The organism is Oscillibacter sp. (genome assembly GCF_032018205.1).
In the GTDB taxonomy this organism is placed as follows: domain Bacteria; phylum Bacillota; class Clostridia; order Oscillospirales; family Oscillospiraceae; genus Oscillibacter.
Genome location: NZ_DALZOY010000019.1, coordinates 34,166 through 50,488, shown reverse-complemented (window position 1 = coordinate 50,488; position 16,323 = coordinate 34,166). Strand labels below are relative to the sequence as shown.

Below are 16,323 nucleotides of genomic sequence, written 5' to 3'. Positions count from 1 at the left end.
GCGCCGCCCTCCCGGACAGCTTTGTTAGACTACCATACCCCATCCCGTTTGTCAAGAACTTTTTTCTTCTTCTGGAGAAAGGTGGTTGCGGCAGGGCGGCAAAGGTGTTATGATAAATTTCATGTGAATTTCATGGTACTTTATAAGATGTATTACGCAAAGGAGAGGCTTCACCGTGTTTGAAAACTTTATGACGGCGTTGCGCGTCGTTCTTCCTCTGGCATTGTTTATGGGAATCGGTGTTTTGGTCCGAACATGTAAGGTGGTGGACCGGCCCACCATGCGAAAGGTGGATGGTCTATGTTTTCGCCTGTTTATGCCCACGCTACTTTTTAAAAACATTTATGAATCCGATGTGCTTCACCATTTTGACGGATGGGGCTTTCTGTATATACTGCTGTGCATACTGCTTCTTTTTTTCGTGGCTGGCTTGCTTCTTCCCCGCAAACTGCTTCCGGACGGAGACAGTGCCGCAGCGGTGGGTCAGGCGATGATTCGGCCCAATTACATTTTATTCGGAATTGCGGTTGGAACCTCTATTTTTGGCTCAGGCAGCGCGGGCATCGGCATTGTTGCCCTGTTCGGCGCGCTGATTGTGCCGCTGGTAAACATTTTCTCCACGCTGATTCTGGAGCTGAACCGCTCTGGGAAGGCTGACCTGAAAAACTTGTTTCTCTCTATACTTAAAAATCCCATGATTATCGCAACGCTTTTGGCGCTGACGCTGCTGACCCTGAATATCCGGATTCCGGACCTCCTCTATACCGTGGTCAGCGACGTAGCAGGGGTCACCACCACCATCGCCTTCATCTCTCTGGGCGTCAGTCTGGACCTGAGCCAGACTCTTTCCAACCGCCGCACGCTAATTCTGGCGGTGCTGGCCCGGATGGTGGTGATTCCTTTGATCTTCCTGCCTTTGACTATTGCCCTGGGCTTTCGTGACGGGGCCTTGTGCGCGCTCATGATTTTCTTTGCCGCACCCACGGCTGTGGCCTCCTACCCCATGGCCGTGGCCATGGGGGCCGACGGCCCTCTAGCCGGGCAGCTCGTGTGCTCCACCACAGTCACGTCCATCTTCACGATTTTCTGCTGGACCTTCCTGCTGCGGACGTTTGGACTGATGTAAAATGCTCCCAGCCGACAAAAAGCCCTTCCCGCCACAGGCGGGAAGCGCTTTCCATATATTTTAGCCTTTATTCCACGGTAACAGACTTCGCAAGGTTCCGAGGCTTATCAATATCACAGCCCCGCTGCAACGCCACGTAATAGGAAAACAGTTGAAGTGGCAGCACGCCCAGAGAGGGCTGAAGCATCTCCGCCGTCTCCGGCACAGAAAGCACAGCGTCTGCCGTCTTCTCCATTTTTTCTCTGTGGCGAACAGTGGTCAGGGCCAGCACCTCCGCCCCCCGGGCCTTCACCTCCACCACGTTGCTCATGGCCTTGTCGAACAGCGGCGCATAGCTTCCCAGCGCCACCACCAGCGTTCCCGGCTCAATCAGGGAAATGGTGCCGTGCTTCAGCTCACCGGAGGCATAGGCCTCCGAATGAATATAGCTGATTTCCTTCAGCTTCAGAGACCCTTCCATGCCCATGGCATAGTCTAGATTCCGTCCGATGAAGAAAATGGAGTCGTGATTGAAGTACCGGGATGCAAAATATTTCACATCCTCTGTGTCCTTCAAAAGCGCCGACATCTGTTGAGGTAGGCACTGGATGCCCTCCACGGCGGCGGCGTACGCTTCTTTTGAAACCGTGCCCAGCAAATCGCCCAGATACAGCCCCACCAAATCCATCAGGGCCAATTGGGTGGAATATGCCTTGGTGGTGGCCACGGCGATTTCCGGCCCCGCCCAGGTATACAGCACATCGTCCGCATCCCGCGCGATGGAGGAACCCACCACGTTGACAATGGCCAGCGTCCGCCCGCCCCGGCGTTTAGCCTCCCGCATGGCGGCCATGGTGTCCAGCGTCTCGCCGGACTGGCTGATGACCACCACCAGAGAGCGCTCATCCACCAGCGGGTCGCAGTACCGAAATTCGCTGGCCAGCACCACCTCCACAGGACGGCGCAGAAGCTTCTCCCAGATATATTTGCTTACCATGCCCACATGATAGCTGGAGCCGCAGGCAATCACAAAGATGCGGGATACATTTTCCACATACTCCCGGGTCAGCTTCACATCGTCCAAAACAACCCTGTCCTCTCGGATACGGGGCGAGACGGTGCGGCGAACGGCCTCCGGCTGCTCCATAATCTCCTTGAGCATGAAGTGGGGATAGCCCCCCTTTTCAGCGGCGGACACATCCCAGTCCACGGTGCGGCGAGTTTTCTCCACGGGGACAAGCTCGCCGTCGAACACGTCGATGCCCCGGGGTGTAACCACCGCAATTTCCCCGTCGTCCATATAGGCCACGTCCCGGGTGTATTTAATCACTGCCGTCACGTCGGAGGCAATGAAATTGCAGTCCTTGCCATAGCCCAGAATCAGCGGACTGTCCTTCCGTGCGGCAATCAGCGCATCCGGATAGTCGGAGCAGATGATGCCGAAGGCATAGGAGCCCTCAATGCGCCGCAGCACGCGGCCCACGGCCTCCAGCATATTATGGCACTCGTTGTAGTGGAACTCCAATAGCTGAGCCACCACCTCCGAGTCGGTATCCGAAGCAAACTTAACGCCCAGCTTCTGAAGATGCTCCTTGATCTCCATATAGTTTTCAATAATGCCGTTGTGAACCAGCGCGATGTTCCCGCTTTCGCTGACATGGGGATGCGCGTTCGCGTCGTTAGGCTCACCGTGAGTGGCCCAGCGGGTGTGGCCCACGCCGAGAGTCCCCTCCAGATCCGCCCCGCCGTGGAGCATGTCGCTGAGGACCTTCAGCCGGCCCTTGGACTTTCTCACCTGAAGGCCCTGTGTTTCTGACCGCACGGCCACACCGGCGGAATCGTACCCCCGGTATTCCATCCGCTCCAGACCATCCAGCAAAATCGGGGCGGCCTGTGCGCCGCCCGAATAACCGATAATTCCACACATAAATGATAATCCTCCTGATATTCAATTTGTCTTTCGCAGGCCAAAAAGGCCGCGAAGCATCTGCCGGTCCCGATTTTCAGGCCCGGATATCAAAAGGACAAACGCGCAGACGATTTGTCGCTTTTCCCACGGTCGCAGTCTTTTTGTTTTGCGGTCGCCCGCATATTTCGCAACTGCGTGACACATCCGTGGATGCGGAGGGGCATCCGCCGAATTCTCGATACTCCCCTCTCCTCGTTATCCCGCAGGCTGAGCCTGCGGGCACATGGCGCTTTTGACGGGGTTCCCCGTAAGCCTCCTTTCTCCTTCTGCGACTTGGAACGATTTATGATAATCCCCGCCTCCGGGCGGAGCCTTATCCGCTGTTCAAGATTGCCGGTTCCCATCGTTGGGGCGTACCCTATTCTTCGTCCGCTTTGACCCGCGCCTCTTCGGGCAGCGCGCTAGACTGAGATATAGGCCATTCTCCGACAGGTAAAATCCTTTTCGCCGCATACGCCCGCTTCTTCCGGTAAATACTGAGAGAAAGGGGGTATGTGCTTATGGCCACCGCGTTTTTGCGGACTGTGATTCTCTATTTTTTCATCACCGCCGGGCTGCGGCTCATGGGCAAACGACAGATCGGCGAGTTGGAGCCCAGCGAGCTGGTGCTGACCATGATGCTCTCGGATCTGGCCGCAGTGCCCATGCAGGATTTTGGAATTCCTCTGCTCTCGGGCATCATCCCGATTTTAACGCTTCTGTCTCTCTCCATGCTATTAAGCCAGTCGTCTCTTTATTCCCTGCGCATCCGTCGGCTTTTGTGCGGGTCTCCCACCGTGCTGATCGACCACGGCAAGCTCCGTCAGGACGCGATGCGGAAAAACCGCTTCACCATCGACGAGCTGCTGGAAGAGCTGCGAGGGCAGGGCATCTGCGATATCAAAGACGTAAAATACGCGATTCTCGAAAACTCCGGCCAGCTCTCGGTCCTGCCCTGGCCTCAAACCCAGCCGCCGTCGTCGGACGATCTGGGCGTAAAAGCGGCGGACAGTATCTCCCTCCCCGTGGTTCTGGTGAACGACGGGCGGCTCATCTCCCGGAATCTTGAGCTGTGCGAAAAAACAATGGACTGGCTGAAAAAGCAGGTACGCCGACAGGGCCTGAAAGACTACCGCGATATTTTCTTGCTGACCCTTGACGGCGGCGGAAATATCAACTGCATTCCAAAGGAGAACTCCAAATGAAATCGTGGCTAATCCCCATTTTTCTTCTGACGGCGATTCTGGCCGTCTCGGTGCTGAACTGCCGCGCCATGGAGCGGGACGTGACCCGCTGGCAGTCCCAGCTGGAGCAGGCAGAGGAAGCTGTAAGCACCGAAAACTGGAAGCAGGCGGAAGACCTCGTCTCCCAAAGCTACGAGGACTGGTCCGAGCGCCAAACCTATCTTCACATCACGGCAGAGCATGAGGTAGTGGACGGCGCGGACGCCCTGTATCGCCGCTGCGCAGCCCTAATCGCCGTGCAGGACCTTGAGTGCATGGCGGATCTGGCGGGCCTCAGGCACCAGCTTTGGCTGCTTTCGGAGACAGAACGGTTCAGCATCAAAAACGTGCTGTAACGGCAAAGTGCCGGTGCCGCTCTGCGGCTATTATAGCACACCCCGCCTTCCCGCCGCAATACAAAATCATCTTCGCTTGAAAACGTCCGCTTTTCCGCTATTACCTCCCAAAAAGGACCATTAAAATAGAAAATTGGTTGCCAAGCGCCGCCAAACGCGCTATACTGGTGCGAAGTCAGTCGGTTTTGGTGCAAAAGGAGGAAGCGGTATGAAGGCAAAGGCGGCGATCAAGCGCATCATCGAAACGCTGAAGGGCATTTACCCGGATGCGCTGTGCTCTTTAAACTACAAAAAGGATTACGAGCTTCTGTTTGCCGTGCGGCTTGCCGCCCAGTGCACCGATGCACGGGTCAATCAGGTTACCCCAGCCCTGTACGTCCGGTTTCCAACCCTTCAGAGCTTTGCGGAGGCGGACGCGGCAGAGGTGGGACAGTACGTCCGCTCCTGTGGCTTTTTCAACAGCAAGGCCCGAGACATTGTGGCCTGCGCCCAAAAGCTGATTTTGGAGCACGGCGGAAAGGTCCCCGCCACCATGGATGAGCTGACAGCCCTTCCCGGCGTGGGCCGGAAGACGGCAAACCTGATTCTGGGAGACGTGTACGGCCAGCCCGCCTACGTTTGCGACACCCACTGTATTCGCATCACCGGCCGTCTCGGCATCACGGACGGCAGTAAAGACCCTCTTCAGGTGGAACGGCAGCTCCGTCTGGTTCTCCCGGCGCGGGAGTCCTCCAACTTCTGCCACCGCTTGGTGCTTTTCGGACGGGACACCTGCACCGCCCGGTCCCCCAAGTGCGAGAGCTGCCCGCTGGCGCGGGACTGTGATTTCAGAAAAATCCAGAAACAGGCGGCGAAGTAATTCCGCCCGTCATATACTATGTTTGTCATATAAAAAGGGATTCCCGCTCCGGCTCTGCCGAAGCGGGAATCCCTTTGTTTTAAAACAGCGTAATCTGGCTGGTTTCCGCCATACCAGCAAAAGCCCCCAGCTTCTTGAGCTGCTCGATGTGGGTTTTGGAGAGCTTGTTGCAGCACATGGAAAACTCCTCGATGGAGATGAAGCTCTTTCCCTTCCGCTTCTCCACCGTGTCCGCCGCCGCTGTCTCTCCCAGCCCCCGCACTGCGGCAAAGGGCGGAAGAAGCCCCTTTTCCGTCACCTTGAACTTTGTGGCCTCGGACTCGTAAATGCTGATGGTGTCAAAGTGGAAGCCCCGGAGATAAAATTCGTAGCACACTTCCAGCGTGGTCATCAAATCCTGCTCCACCGCCGTTGCATCCTTGTTATTCTCAATCTCCCGGATTTTCCGCTTCACCGCGTCCATACCCGCGCAGCAATACTCCGCGTCAAACGCCTTGGCCCGGACGGTAAAAAACGTGGCGTAAAACGCCAGCGGTTCATGCACCTTGTACCACGCGATACGAAACGCCATCATGACGTAGGCCACGGCGTGGGCCTTGGGGAACAGATAGCCGATTTTTGCAAGCGAGTCGATATACCACTCGGGAACGTCGTGCTCCCGCATAATATCCACCCAGCCATCCGGGAAGCCGCCCTTTTTCACCTTGCCTTTTCGGACGGACTCCATGATTTTAAAACTCAGCTCCGCGTCCACGCCCATGGAAATCAGGTAAAGCATAATGTCGTCGCGGCAGCCCACCGTCTCCAAAACGGAGGCGGTCCCATCCAGAATCAAATCCCGGGCGTTGCCCAGCCACACATCCGTGCCGTGGGAAAAGCCAGAGAGACGCACCAGCGTGTTAAAATCCTTCGGATGGGTGTCCACCAGCATCTGGCGGGTAAACCGGGTGTTAAATTCCGGAATAGCCACAGCCCCCGTCTCTCCCACCACATCGTCGTGTTCATAGCCTAAGATTTTGCTGGAGATAAAGATGGACATGGTGTCCTCGTCGTCCAGCGGAATGGAGCGGGGGTCCACGCCGGTCAGGTCCTCCATCATGCGAACCATGGTGGGATCGTCGTGCCCCAGCATGTCCAGCTTCAGGAGGTTGTCCTCCATGCAGTGGTATTCAAAATGGGTGGTGATAATGTCGCTCTCCGGGTCGTCCGCCGGGTGCTGAACGGGACAGAAATCCTCGATTTCCATGTCGTCCGGCACCACCACAAGTCCGCCCGGGTGCTGGCCCGTGGTGCGCCGAACACCCACGCAGCCGGTGGTCAGTCGGTTTTCCTCCGCCCGGCCCGCGGTCATTCCGTTCTCTTCCAGATACTTTTTAACCATGCCGTAGGCGGTTTTTTCCGCAAGTGTCCCGATGGTACCGGCACGGAACACCTGCTTTTCTCCGAACATTTCGATGGCGTGGCGGTGGGCCTTCGCCTGATACTCACCGGAGAAATTCAGGTCGATATCGGGAACCTTTCCGCCGCCGAAGCCCAAAAAGGTTTCAAAGGGGATGTCGAACCCATCCTTCACGTATTTTTCGCCGCACGCCGGGCAGTCCTTGTCCGGCATGTCCGCGCCGCAGCCAAAAGACCCGTCCTGTATAAATTCCACATGTTTGCATTTGGGACAGCGGTAGTGGGGCGGCAGGGAGTTGACCTCCGTAATCCCGGACATATAGGCCACCAGCGACGAGCCAACGCTGCCACGGGAACCAACCAGATATCCGTTTTCCAGCGACCGCTGCACCAGCTTCTGGGCAGACATATACACCACGTCGTACTTACCCAGAATGCTGCCAAGCTCCACCTTCAGGCGGTCCTCCACCAACGAGGGCAGGTCCTCGCCGTAAAGCTCACGGGCCTTTTCCCAAACCATGCGGTTCAAATCCTCTTCTGAGTTTTCAAGGCGTGGAGGATACAGGTCTTTTGGCAGCAGCTCAAATGTTTCAACGCTGTCCGCCACGGCCCGGGGATTGGTCACCACCACCTCCAAGGCCTTTTCCTTCCCCAGATAGGAGAATTCCGCAAGCATCTCGTCGGTGGTCTTGAAATAGATGGGAAGGCTTGCATCCGCGTCGGGGAATTTTTTCGACGCCAGCAGAATGTGGCGGTATACCTCGTCCTCCGGCTCCCGGAAGTGCACATCTCCTGTGGCGCACACTGGTTTCCCCAACTCGTCGCCCAGCCGCACAATGGTCCTGTTCAACTCCCGCAGGTCTTCTTCAGACTGCACGTCCCCGTTTCGCAGCATGAACATGTTGTTGCACACTGGCTGGATTTCCAGATAGTCATAATAGGATGCGATGCGTTTCAGTTCATCCCAGTCCTTGTGGTCCGCCACGGCGCGGAACAGCTCGCCCGCCTCGCAGGCCGCACCCACAATGATTCCCTCCCGGTGCTGATTCAGCAGAGTTTTCGGCACTGTGGGAACCCGCTTGAAGTAATTTAGGTTGGACGCGGTAATGATTCTGTATAGGTTTTTAAGACCCACCTTGTTTTTTGCCAGCAGGATAATGTGCTTTGGAAAGCGGTTGGACTTGCTTCCAAGGGGCCGCAGCTTTTCCATCTCGGGGTTAATCCCCTGAAGATTGGAGACCCCCTTTTCCTTCAGCATATTGAAGAAGGGAATCAGCATATAGCCCACAGTGGCCGCGTCGTCGCTGGCCCGGTGGTGGTTGAAGGCGGGTAGGTCCAGCTCCTCGGCCACAATGTCCAGCTTGTACTTGTTCAGCTTTGGCAGCAGGTTCTGGGCCAGAATCAACGAGTCAATATAGGTGGGCTGAAAAGAGAGGCCCGTTTTTTTGCAGCCCTCCCGGATAAAGCCGATGTCAAATTCCGCATTGTGGGCCGCCAACGGGCGTCCGTCCACAAACTTTAAAAAGTCCACCAGCGCGTCCTTCAGCTTGGGCGCGCCGCGAAGCATGTCATCGGTAATGCCCGTAAGGCCGATAATTTCCGGCGTAAGCCGCCGCTCCGGGTCCACAAAGGTCTGGAACCGGTCGGTAATCTCCCCGTTTTTCAGCACCACCGCGCCGATTTCCGTAATCGCCTCCCGCATCACCTTGAGGCCCGTGGTTTCAATGTCGAAGCACACAAACTCTCCGTCAAGGGGGCAGTCCTGCAACCCGTGGACGGCCACCCGGTCGTCCAGATTGTTGATGAAATAGCCCTCCATGCCGTAGAGAATCTTGATTTTGTCCCCGGCGGCATGCCACGCGTCCGGAAAGGACTGGGCCACGCCGTGGTCCGTGATGGCAATGGCGGGATGACCCCAGCGGATAGCCTGACGTACCACCTCCTGCGGGTCGGTCAGCGCGTCCATGCTGCTCATGCGGGTGTGCAGATGCAGCTCCACCCGCTTTACCTCAGCGGTGTCCTCCCGCTCCTTGTGCGCGGCGGCACGGATGAGGAAGGGGGCCATCTGGATGTCTTTCCCGTCCCAGGTAGGCTCCATTTTTCCTTGTACCGCCACCCACATACCGGGCTTCAGCTTTCCGTCCAGCTTTCTGGCCTCTGCGGCGGTGAGGTTTTTCTGCACCGTCAGGGACCCGGTGTAGTCCGTCAGGTCCAGGCTCATGCGCCAAAGTCCGGGGCGGCGCGTCTCCCGGCATTCAAAGGCAAAAATTTTGCCGATGACGGCGGCCTTTCCGGTTTTCAGGTCCAGTGACCCCACAGGCACGGTTTTTCCAATGGGCTTTTTCTCCCCGTAAAACACTTCGCCCACGGCCCCGTCTCGTTTCTTCTCTCCGCCGCGCCCTCCGTCCGATCCGGCTTGGGCCGCACCCTGCGTTTTTTCCCGCGCCGGCTCTATCGGACAGCACGCGCAGGCAATCCGCGCGTCGGCAAACCCGTATGCCGTGCAGATTTCCTGTCCCAGCGCCCGAATCTCGTCTCCGCCCAGCTCCGCCCGGGTTTCCATTTGCAGCTCAATCGTACGCTCCGCCCTGTCGATGGCCGCGCCGACCAGCATGGCCCCGTCCAGCTTCGCCCTTAGAGGCGGAAGCGGCCTTACGTCCGGAAATATGTTGGAAAATGCGATTTTTGACATAGCTTCTCTCAATCCTAACCCGCTCTCAATGTATCGTCCAAACCGCCGGTTTCCCCGCGATTTTCACAGCTTCTCAATCTCCTCCATCAACGCGTCCACCAGCCGCTCCTGCGGAACCTTGCAGAGGACCTCTCCCTTTCGGAAAAGCAGGCCCTCCCCGTCGCCTCCTGCGATGCCGATGTCGGCGGCGGCGGCCTCGCCGGGACCGTTGACGGCACAGCCCATCACCGCCACGGTAATGGGCTTGCGGCAGCCGTCCAGCCGCCGCTCCACCTCCTCCGCCAAAGGAATCAAATCAATGCGCGTCCGTCCGCAGGTGGGGCAGGCAATCAGGTTCACGCCATCATGGCGCAGCCCCGCGGCCCGGAGGATTTTTTTCGCCGCGTAAATCTCCTCCACCGGGTCCGCCGTCAGCGTCACCCGGATGGTGTCTCCAATGCCCATGCACAGCAGTCCGCCGATGCCCATGGCAGACTTCACAAGCCCCATGGACGGCGTGCCCGCTTCGGTAACGCCCAAGTGAAGCGGATACTCCGTCCGCTCTGAAAGCAGCCGATAGGCCGCAATGGTCAGCGGCACGTCGGAGCATTTCACGGAGATGCAGATGTCGTCAAAGTCAAACCGGTTTAACAGGGCCGCATGGCCCAACGCGCTTTCCACCAGCGCCTCCGCCGTCACTCCGCCGTATTTTGCCCGCAGCTCCCGCTCCAGCGACCCGCCGTTCACGCCGATGCGAATGGGGATGCGCTTCTGGCGGCAGATGTCCGCCACCGCCTTCACCTTTTCGGCTCCGCCGATGTTGCCGGGATTGATGCGGATTGCGTCAATCCCCCGCTCCGCGCACGTCAGCGCAAATTTGTAATTAAAGTGAATGTCGGCGATCAGGGGAATGGAAATTTGCTCTTTAACTTTATCCACGGCCTCTGCCGCCGCCCTGTCGGGAATGGCCACCCGAATCAGCTCGCACCCGGCATTCTCCAGCGCTTTGATTTGGGCCACAGTAGCCGCCACGTCGTCGGTTCTTGTGCTGCACATGGACTGAATACTAACCGGCGCGCCGCCGCCCACGGCCACAGTGCCCACCAGCAATTGCTTTGTCATCGGTACTCCCTCCCTCAGCCGAACAGCCGGGAAACGTCGTGAAGCGTCACAATCAGCATAAAGCCCAGCAATACTACCAGACCGCCGTAATTGATGGCGTTTTCGTATTTTTCAGGAATGCGCTTTTTAAAGAGCGCCATGGCGATGGCGTCCACCGTTAAAAACAGCACCCGCCCGCCGTCCAGCGCCGGAAGGGGCAAAAGATTCATCACCGCCAGATTCACCGCGATCAGCGCCGTGAAGAAGAGGATGTTGTCCAGTGCGTCCCGGGCGCTTTCCGACGCCTGCCCCACCTGCGTGATGGTGGAGACGATGCCCACCGGGCCGCTCATGTCCTTGAGCCCCGCGTCCCCCCGCGCCAGCATCTGAAGGCTGATGCGCACGGTCCGCACGAAATCCACCGTGTTGTACCACGCAATTTTCACCTTGCCCAGCGCCGTTGCGGGTACGGCTTCGTTGCCGTAGAAAAAGCCGTAGCCCTCATAGGGCTTGCCGTCCTGCCCGGTGCAGGTTTGCAGAGGAATGCCCGTGAGGGACACCTTCTCCCCGTCCCGCAGCACCGTCACGGCCAGTTTCTCTTTCCCTGCATTCACCCGCATTATAAGGGCCACGTCGCCGCTGACATAAATCCGCTCGCCATTGATGGCCCAAAGTTGATCGCCCGCTTGCATCGTCTCCTCTTCGGCGGCGGTGAACTCCGGCGCCACACCGGCAACGGTTGGCACGTAAAATGCCTCGGCCCCGGAGTAGAGAATCAAGAGAATCAAAAAGCCCGTCAGGAAATTGGAAAGAGACCCCGCCACGAAAATGATAAACTGCTTCCAGTAGCTCTGGCGGGTAATGGCCCGAGGATTCTCAGAATCTTCATCCTCTCCCTCCATGGCGCAGTAGCCGCCCACGGGGAGGATGCGCAGGGAATACTGCGTCTCTCCCCGCTGTCTTTTGAACAGGGCCGGGCCCATGCCGATGGAAAACTCGTTGACCTGCACGCCGCAGGCCTTGGCGGCCAGAAAATGCCCTAGCTCGTGGAGCGCGATGAGCACGCCAAACATGAGAATCGCCGCGAGAATGTAGACAATTGTCATAAATACTCCTAACTAAACTGTTCCGATGCCGCCCCTGCGGCGTTTCCCGTCTCCGGGAAGCTTCACTGCGAAAGAACCGCCCGCCGTGCGTCGGCGTCCGCTTTCAGAATATCCGAAAGAGTGGGATGATATACCACCGGGACGGCCTCCCGCGCTTTTTTCACCAACCGGGAAATGTCGTTGAAGCCGATTTTCTCCTGCAAAAACAGGCCCACCGCTTCTTCGTTGGCCCCGTTTAAAACGGCGCAGGCGGTGCCCCCCTCTTCCGCGGCGGCCTCTGCCAGCGCGAAGCAGGGAAATGCCTCCCGGTCCGGCGCGGCAAAGGTCAGGGGCGGACAGGTCAAAAGGTCCAGCGGCTCCGCCGGATTTTCCCCCCGCCGGGGATAGGTAAACGCATAGCGAATGGGAAGGCGCATATCCGCCGTCCCCAACTGGGCCAGCACCGCCCCGTCCCGATACTCCACCAGAGAGTGAACGATGCTCTGCCGATGAATCAGCACATCCACCTGAGAAAGCGGCAGACGGTAAAGACGCATAGCCTCGATGACCTCCAGTCCCTTGTTCATCAGCGTTGCGCAGTCCACCGTGATTTTCGGCCCCATCTTCCAATTCGGGTGCCGCAAAGCATCCTGCTTCGTCATGCCCTCAAGCTCTGCAAAGTTCTTTCCGTAAAACGGGCCCCCGGAGCAGGTCAGTAGCAGTCGCTTCACTTCCCGCCGGTCCTCGCAGCCCCGCAGGCACTGGAAAATGGCGGAATGCTCCGAATCCACCGGGACGATATCCGCCCCGTGCCGATCCGCCGCGTCCATCACCAGCTCCCCGGCGCACACCAGCGTTTCCTTGTTGGCAAGCGCGATGCGCTTCCCCTGCTCAATGGCGGCCACCACTGTGTCTGCGCCGCCAATCGTCGCCGCCTCCAAAAGCCCTTCCGGCCCGGAGACGATTTTTACGTTCAAATCCCCGACCCGGCTGTGGAATTCTTCCGCGGCACCAGAGTCGTACAACGCCACAAGACGCGGCAGAAACTGCCGCGTCTGCCGCTCCAAAAGCTCCAAATTTCCACCCCGGGCGGCCAGCGCCTCCACGCCCAGATTCAATTGCTCCGCCACATCCAGCGTCTGCCGCCCGATAGAACCAGTTGAGCCTAACAGTGAAATTGTTTTTGTCATATCGTCACCGCCTTACGTCCATGCCCTGCGGGCAATAGACTCTTTTTTCAGCGCCCCGTATTGCGCAGGCGCGTCCGCGCCCGCCCCTTTTCACAGAACGCCGAGGGCCAGCCAGACAAGCGGCGCCACAAAGGTCACGCTGTCAAACCGGTCCAGCACGCCGCCATGTCCCGGAAGAATCTTTCCGTAATCCTTCACACCGAATTCTCGCTTGATCACGGAAAAGCTCAAATCACCAATCTGGCCCGCTCCGCTGCCCAGAAGACCCACGACAAGCACCTGCCACCAAGGCAAAATCGCCGTATCCATCAGCCACAGCCCCACGAAGTTGACCAGTGCCAGACCGACAACGCCGCCAAGCAAACCCCCTACGGCTCCCTCCACTGTTTTCTTGGGGCTAACGGGAGTCAGCTTGTGCCTGCCGCAAAGCATCCCTGCAAACAGCGCGAAGGTGTCGCTTCCAAAGGAAATCCCCAGAGGGACAAACACCAGCAGCTGCCCGGCCTCCTCCAGCCGCAGCAGCAGCAAGCAGGAGAGCATCAGCGGAAACACCAGTCCGGAAAAGATGGAGGCGGTCACATCCGAAAATGTGATTCGTTCCTCCGCCGTATAGTCCAGAATCGCGCCAAGAAATGCCAACAGTACAAACGCCAGCGCCAGCGCCGCCGTCAGCGGCAGGTTTTCCAGCGCAGCGGGGCGCGGAATGTCCGCCAGAATCTCCAACCGTGCCTTTCCGTCTCCGACCGCGCCAAATTCCTCATAGAGGACCACCGGTACCACCGTTGCCGCCAAAACCGCCAGCCGCTGGAGCTTCTCTCCGCCCTTTTTCAGTACCGCGCGGGCCAATTCCCACGCGCCCACACCGCATAGAGCCATGCTCAGCGCCACGGTGGCCGCAGGGGGCGCAAACCCCAAAACGAAAATCAGCGCTGGAATGCCGAGCACCGCCACCATCACCCGTTTGAACATACCATCAATCCTTATCTGTGAAGCAGCTCACTTCACGCCGCCGAACCGGCGGTCTCGTTTCTGATAGGCCCCCACGGCCCGGTCAATCTCCGCCTCGTCAAAGTCCGGCCAGAGAGTATCGGTGTAATAAAACTCGGAATAAGCGCACTGCCAAAGCAGGAAATTGCTCAGCCGCAGCTCCCCGCTGGGGCGGATAATCAGCTCCGGGTCCGGAATGCCCGCGCTGTCTAAATATCCGGAAAAAGCAGCCTCGTCCAGCTCTTCGGGCTTGCGCAGCCCGGCGGCACAGTCGGCGGCAAAGCGCCGCGCAGCCCGCAAAAGCTCGTCCCGTCCGCCGTAATTCAGGCAGATGTTGGCCTGAAAGGCGTCCCGGCCTAAATGCTCCGTAATTTCATCCGTTTCCCGGGCCAAAGCCCGGAGCTCGGAGGGGATAGCCGTCATATCTCCGAAAAATTTCAGTCGGATACTGTCCCGTTCCATGGAGTCGATGGCTTCCAGAAGATACCGCCTTAAAAGCGTCATGATGGCGCCCACCTCGGTTTCAGACCGTTTCCAGTTCTCCGTGGAAAAGGCGTATACCGTCAAATACTCAACGCCCAGATTCTTGCAGTAGGTGGCAATTTTCCGAAAGGTTTCCGCCCCGGCCTTGTGTCCGGCGGTGCGGGGCAGGCCCCGCTTTTTCGCCCAGCGGCCGTTGCCGTCCATAATAATGGCAATGTGGCGGGGCAGGCGGCTTTTGTCCACCTGCCCCGCCTGCTTGCCTGAAATTTCGTTGATCATCAAATTGCCATCAATTCCTTTTCTTTGGCAGCAAGCATTTCGTCCAGCTTTTTGCAGCTATCGTCCGTCATTTTCTGAAGGTCTTTCTCCGCCTGCTTCAAATCGTCTTCGGTGATTTCGGTGGCTTTTTCCAGCTTTTTAAACGCTTCCATAGCATCCCGGCGGATGTTGCGCACAGCCACCTTTCCGCTTTCCGCGTACTTGTGAATTTGCTTCACCAACTCCTTGCGCCGCTCCTCCGTCAATTGGGGGAAGCCCAGACGCAGGCTTTTTCCGTCGTTCTGGGGGTTGATGCCTAAATCCGAATTCTGGATGGCCTTTTCAATAGACTTCAGGGCTGATGCGTCCCAAGGCTGAATCACCAAAGACCGGGGGTCCGGCGAGGCGATGGAGGCAATCTGCTGAATCGGCGTGGGGGTCCCGTAATAATCCACGCTGATGCGGTCCAGCACGGCGGCGTTGGCCCGGCCGGCACGCACGGCGGCAAAATCTGCCGCCACGGACTCGACGCTCTTTTTCATCTTGTCCTCGTAAATCTTGTACTCCTCTTTCTGCATAACGGTCACTCCTTCACGATCGTTCCGATTTTTTCCCCGCACACGGCGCGGATAATATTTTCAGGGTCCTTCAGGGCAAACAAAAGCACGGGAATGTGGTTGTCCATGGACAGGGACGTAGCCGTGGAGTCCATCACCGTCAGATGCTGGGCCAGCACGTCGTCATAGGTAATCGAGTCGTATTTCACCGCGGAGGGGTCCTTCGCCGGGTCGGCGGAATACACGCCGTCCACATTTTTGGCAAGCAGAATCACATCCGCCCCAATTTCAGCCGCCCGCAGAACGGCGGCGGTGTCTGTTGAGAAATAGGGGTTTCCGGTGCCGCAGCCGAAAATCACCACACGGCCCTTTTCAAGGTGGCGGATGGCCTTGGAGCGGATATAAGGCTCGGCAAAGGACCGCATCTCCACGGCGGTCTGCACCCGAACCTCCACGCCCCGCTGCTCCATCACATCGGCCACCGCAAGGCAGTTTAAAACTGTTGCCAGCATACCCATGTGGTCGGCCCGGGTGCGCTCCATCTTTCCGCCGCCGTCTTTTACACCGCGCCAGAAGTTTCCGCCGCCCACCACGACGCCCACCTGAACGCCCATGGCGATGCACTGTCCAATCACGTCGCACACTCTGCCGATCACTTCAAAATCAAGACCCGTGTGCTTATCCCCAGCCAGCGCCTCTCCGCTGATTTTCAGCAGGACGCGCTTGTATACAGGTTTTGCCATCTTGCAAACCTCCGTTGTATTTCAGATAGCGTTATTCTATCAAATTTCACAGCCTTTGGAAAGGGGAAAAGCAAGTTTTTTCAAGAAAAAGCACAGGAGACTGCCGCCCCCTGTGCCGCTGCCGCCATTTCACTTTGCGCAGGCAGCCTCCAGCAGACCAATGAGCTGCTCCCGCCCCGTGCCTTTCTCTGCGGAAAAAGGCACCAGAGGCTCGTCGTCCACCATTTCCAGCGTCTGGCGGATGAGGGCCAGATTTGCCTCCACCTCACGGGCCTTCAGCTTGTCCAACTTATTGGCAATCACGATCTCGGGGCAGCCGCTCTCCCGAAACCAGCCGTGCATGGTCACGTCGTCGGCGG

Annotated in this window: 13 protein-coding genes and 1 pseudogene; 4 read left to right on the top strand and 10 right to left on the bottom strand. The window is 58.1% G+C overall.

Going from position 1 to position 16,323, the window contains the following annotated elements; all coding sequences use genetic code 11:
• The first annotated feature begins 175 nt into the window (after positions 1 to 175).
• Complete coding sequence (locus tag RTU96_RS13165; RefSeq protein WP_312637086.1) at positions 176 to 1,126, top strand: AEC family transporter; 951 nt, start codon at positions 176 to 178, stop codon at positions 1,124 to 1,126.
• Between the two features lie 67 nt (positions 1,127 to 1,193).
• On the opposite strand, the gene glmS is transcribed toward RTU96_RS13165, so the two are convergent.
• Positions 1,194 to 3,032, bottom strand: a complete 1,839-nt coding sequence (gene glmS, locus RTU96_RS13160; RefSeq protein WP_312637085.1) for a glutamine--fructose-6-phosphate transaminase (isomerizing) — start codon at positions 3,030 to 3,032, stop codon at positions 1,194 to 1,196.
• A 542-nt stretch (positions 3,033 to 3,574) separates the two neighbouring features.
• Here glmS and RTU96_RS13155 point away from each other — a divergent pair.
• From RTU96_RS13155 to nth, 3 genes are all read left to right on the top strand, one after another.
• A complete protein-coding gene (locus RTU96_RS13155; protein ID WP_312637084.1) occupies positions 3,575 to 4,258 on the top strand; it encodes a DUF421 domain-containing protein in 684 nt (227 codons plus the stop codon).
• Positions 4,255 to 4,632, top strand: a complete 378-nt coding sequence (locus RTU96_RS13150; RefSeq protein WP_312637083.1) for a DUF4363 family protein — start codon at positions 4,255 to 4,257, stop codon at positions 4,630 to 4,632. The genes RTU96_RS13155 and RTU96_RS13150 overlap by 4 nt, the downstream gene beginning before the upstream one ends.
• A gap of 208 nt (positions 4,633 to 4,840) precedes the next feature.
• On the top strand, positions 4,841 to 5,491 hold the full coding sequence (gene nth / locus RTU96_RS13145) for an endonuclease III (protein ID WP_312637082.1): 651 nt from the start codon (positions 4,841 to 4,843) through the stop codon (positions 5,489 to 5,491).
• 79 nt (positions 5,492 to 5,570) lie between these two features.
• On the opposite strand, the gene RTU96_RS13140 is transcribed toward nth, so the two are convergent.
• The 9 genes and pseudogenes from RTU96_RS13140 to RTU96_RS13100 form a co-directional block, all read right to left on the bottom strand.
• Positions 5,571 to 9,581: a PolC-type DNA polymerase III gene (locus RTU96_RS13140; protein WP_312637081.1), complete on the bottom strand. Its 4,011-nt coding sequence runs from the start codon at positions 9,579 to 9,581 to the stop codon at positions 5,571 to 5,573.
• 63 nt (positions 9,582 to 9,644) lie between these two features.
• A complete protein-coding gene (ispG, locus tag RTU96_RS13135) occupies positions 9,645 to 10,682 on the bottom strand; it encodes a flavodoxin-dependent (E)-4-hydroxy-3-methylbut-2-enyl-diphosphate synthase (RefSeq protein WP_312637080.1) in 1,038 nt (345 codons plus the stop codon).
• A gap of 14 nt (positions 10,683 to 10,696) precedes the next feature.
• Entirely contained in the window at positions 10,697 to 11,767 is a 1,071-nt protein-coding gene (locus RTU96_RS13130) for a site-2 protease family protein (RefSeq protein ID WP_312637079.1), read from the bottom strand.
• Between the two features lie 62 nt (positions 11,768 to 11,829).
• The gene (gene dxr, locus RTU96_RS13125) at positions 11,830 to 12,936 is read right to left on the bottom strand and encodes a 1-deoxy-D-xylulose-5-phosphate reductoisomerase (RefSeq protein WP_312637078.1); all 1,107 of its coding nucleotides are present in this window, start codon (positions 12,934 to 12,936) and stop codon (positions 11,830 to 11,832) included.
• A gap of 90 nt (positions 12,937 to 13,026) precedes the next feature.
• Positions 13,027 to 13,905: a phosphatidate cytidylyltransferase gene (locus RTU96_RS13120; RefSeq protein WP_312637077.1), complete on the bottom strand. Its 879-nt coding sequence runs from the start codon at positions 13,903 to 13,905 to the stop codon at positions 13,027 to 13,029.
• A gap of 27 nt (positions 13,906 to 13,932) precedes the next feature.
• On the bottom strand, positions 13,933 to 14,685 hold the full coding sequence (locus RTU96_RS13115) for an isoprenyl transferase (RefSeq protein ID WP_312637076.1): 753 nt from the start codon (positions 14,683 to 14,685) through the stop codon (positions 13,933 to 13,935).
• Positions 14,685 to 15,242 carry a ribosome recycling factor gene (frr, locus tag RTU96_RS13110; RefSeq protein ID WP_312281585.1) on the bottom strand — a complete coding sequence of 186 codons (558 nt, stop codon included), beginning with the start codon at positions 15,240 to 15,242 and terminating at the stop codon, positions 14,685 to 14,687. The genes RTU96_RS13115 and frr overlap by 1 nt, the downstream gene beginning before the upstream one ends.
• A 5-nt stretch (positions 15,243 to 15,247) precedes the next feature.
• Positions 15,248 to 15,964 (bottom strand): UMP kinase, encoded by a 717-nt coding sequence (pyrH, locus tag RTU96_RS13105; RefSeq protein ID WP_293009697.1) that lies wholly within the window; start codon positions 15,962 to 15,964, stop codon positions 15,248 to 15,250.
• Between the two features lie 129 nt (positions 15,965 to 16,093).
• Positions 16,094 to 16,323 (bottom strand): annotated as a pseudogene (locus RTU96_RS13100) (YihA family ribosome biogenesis GTP-binding protein); the annotation flags it as partial.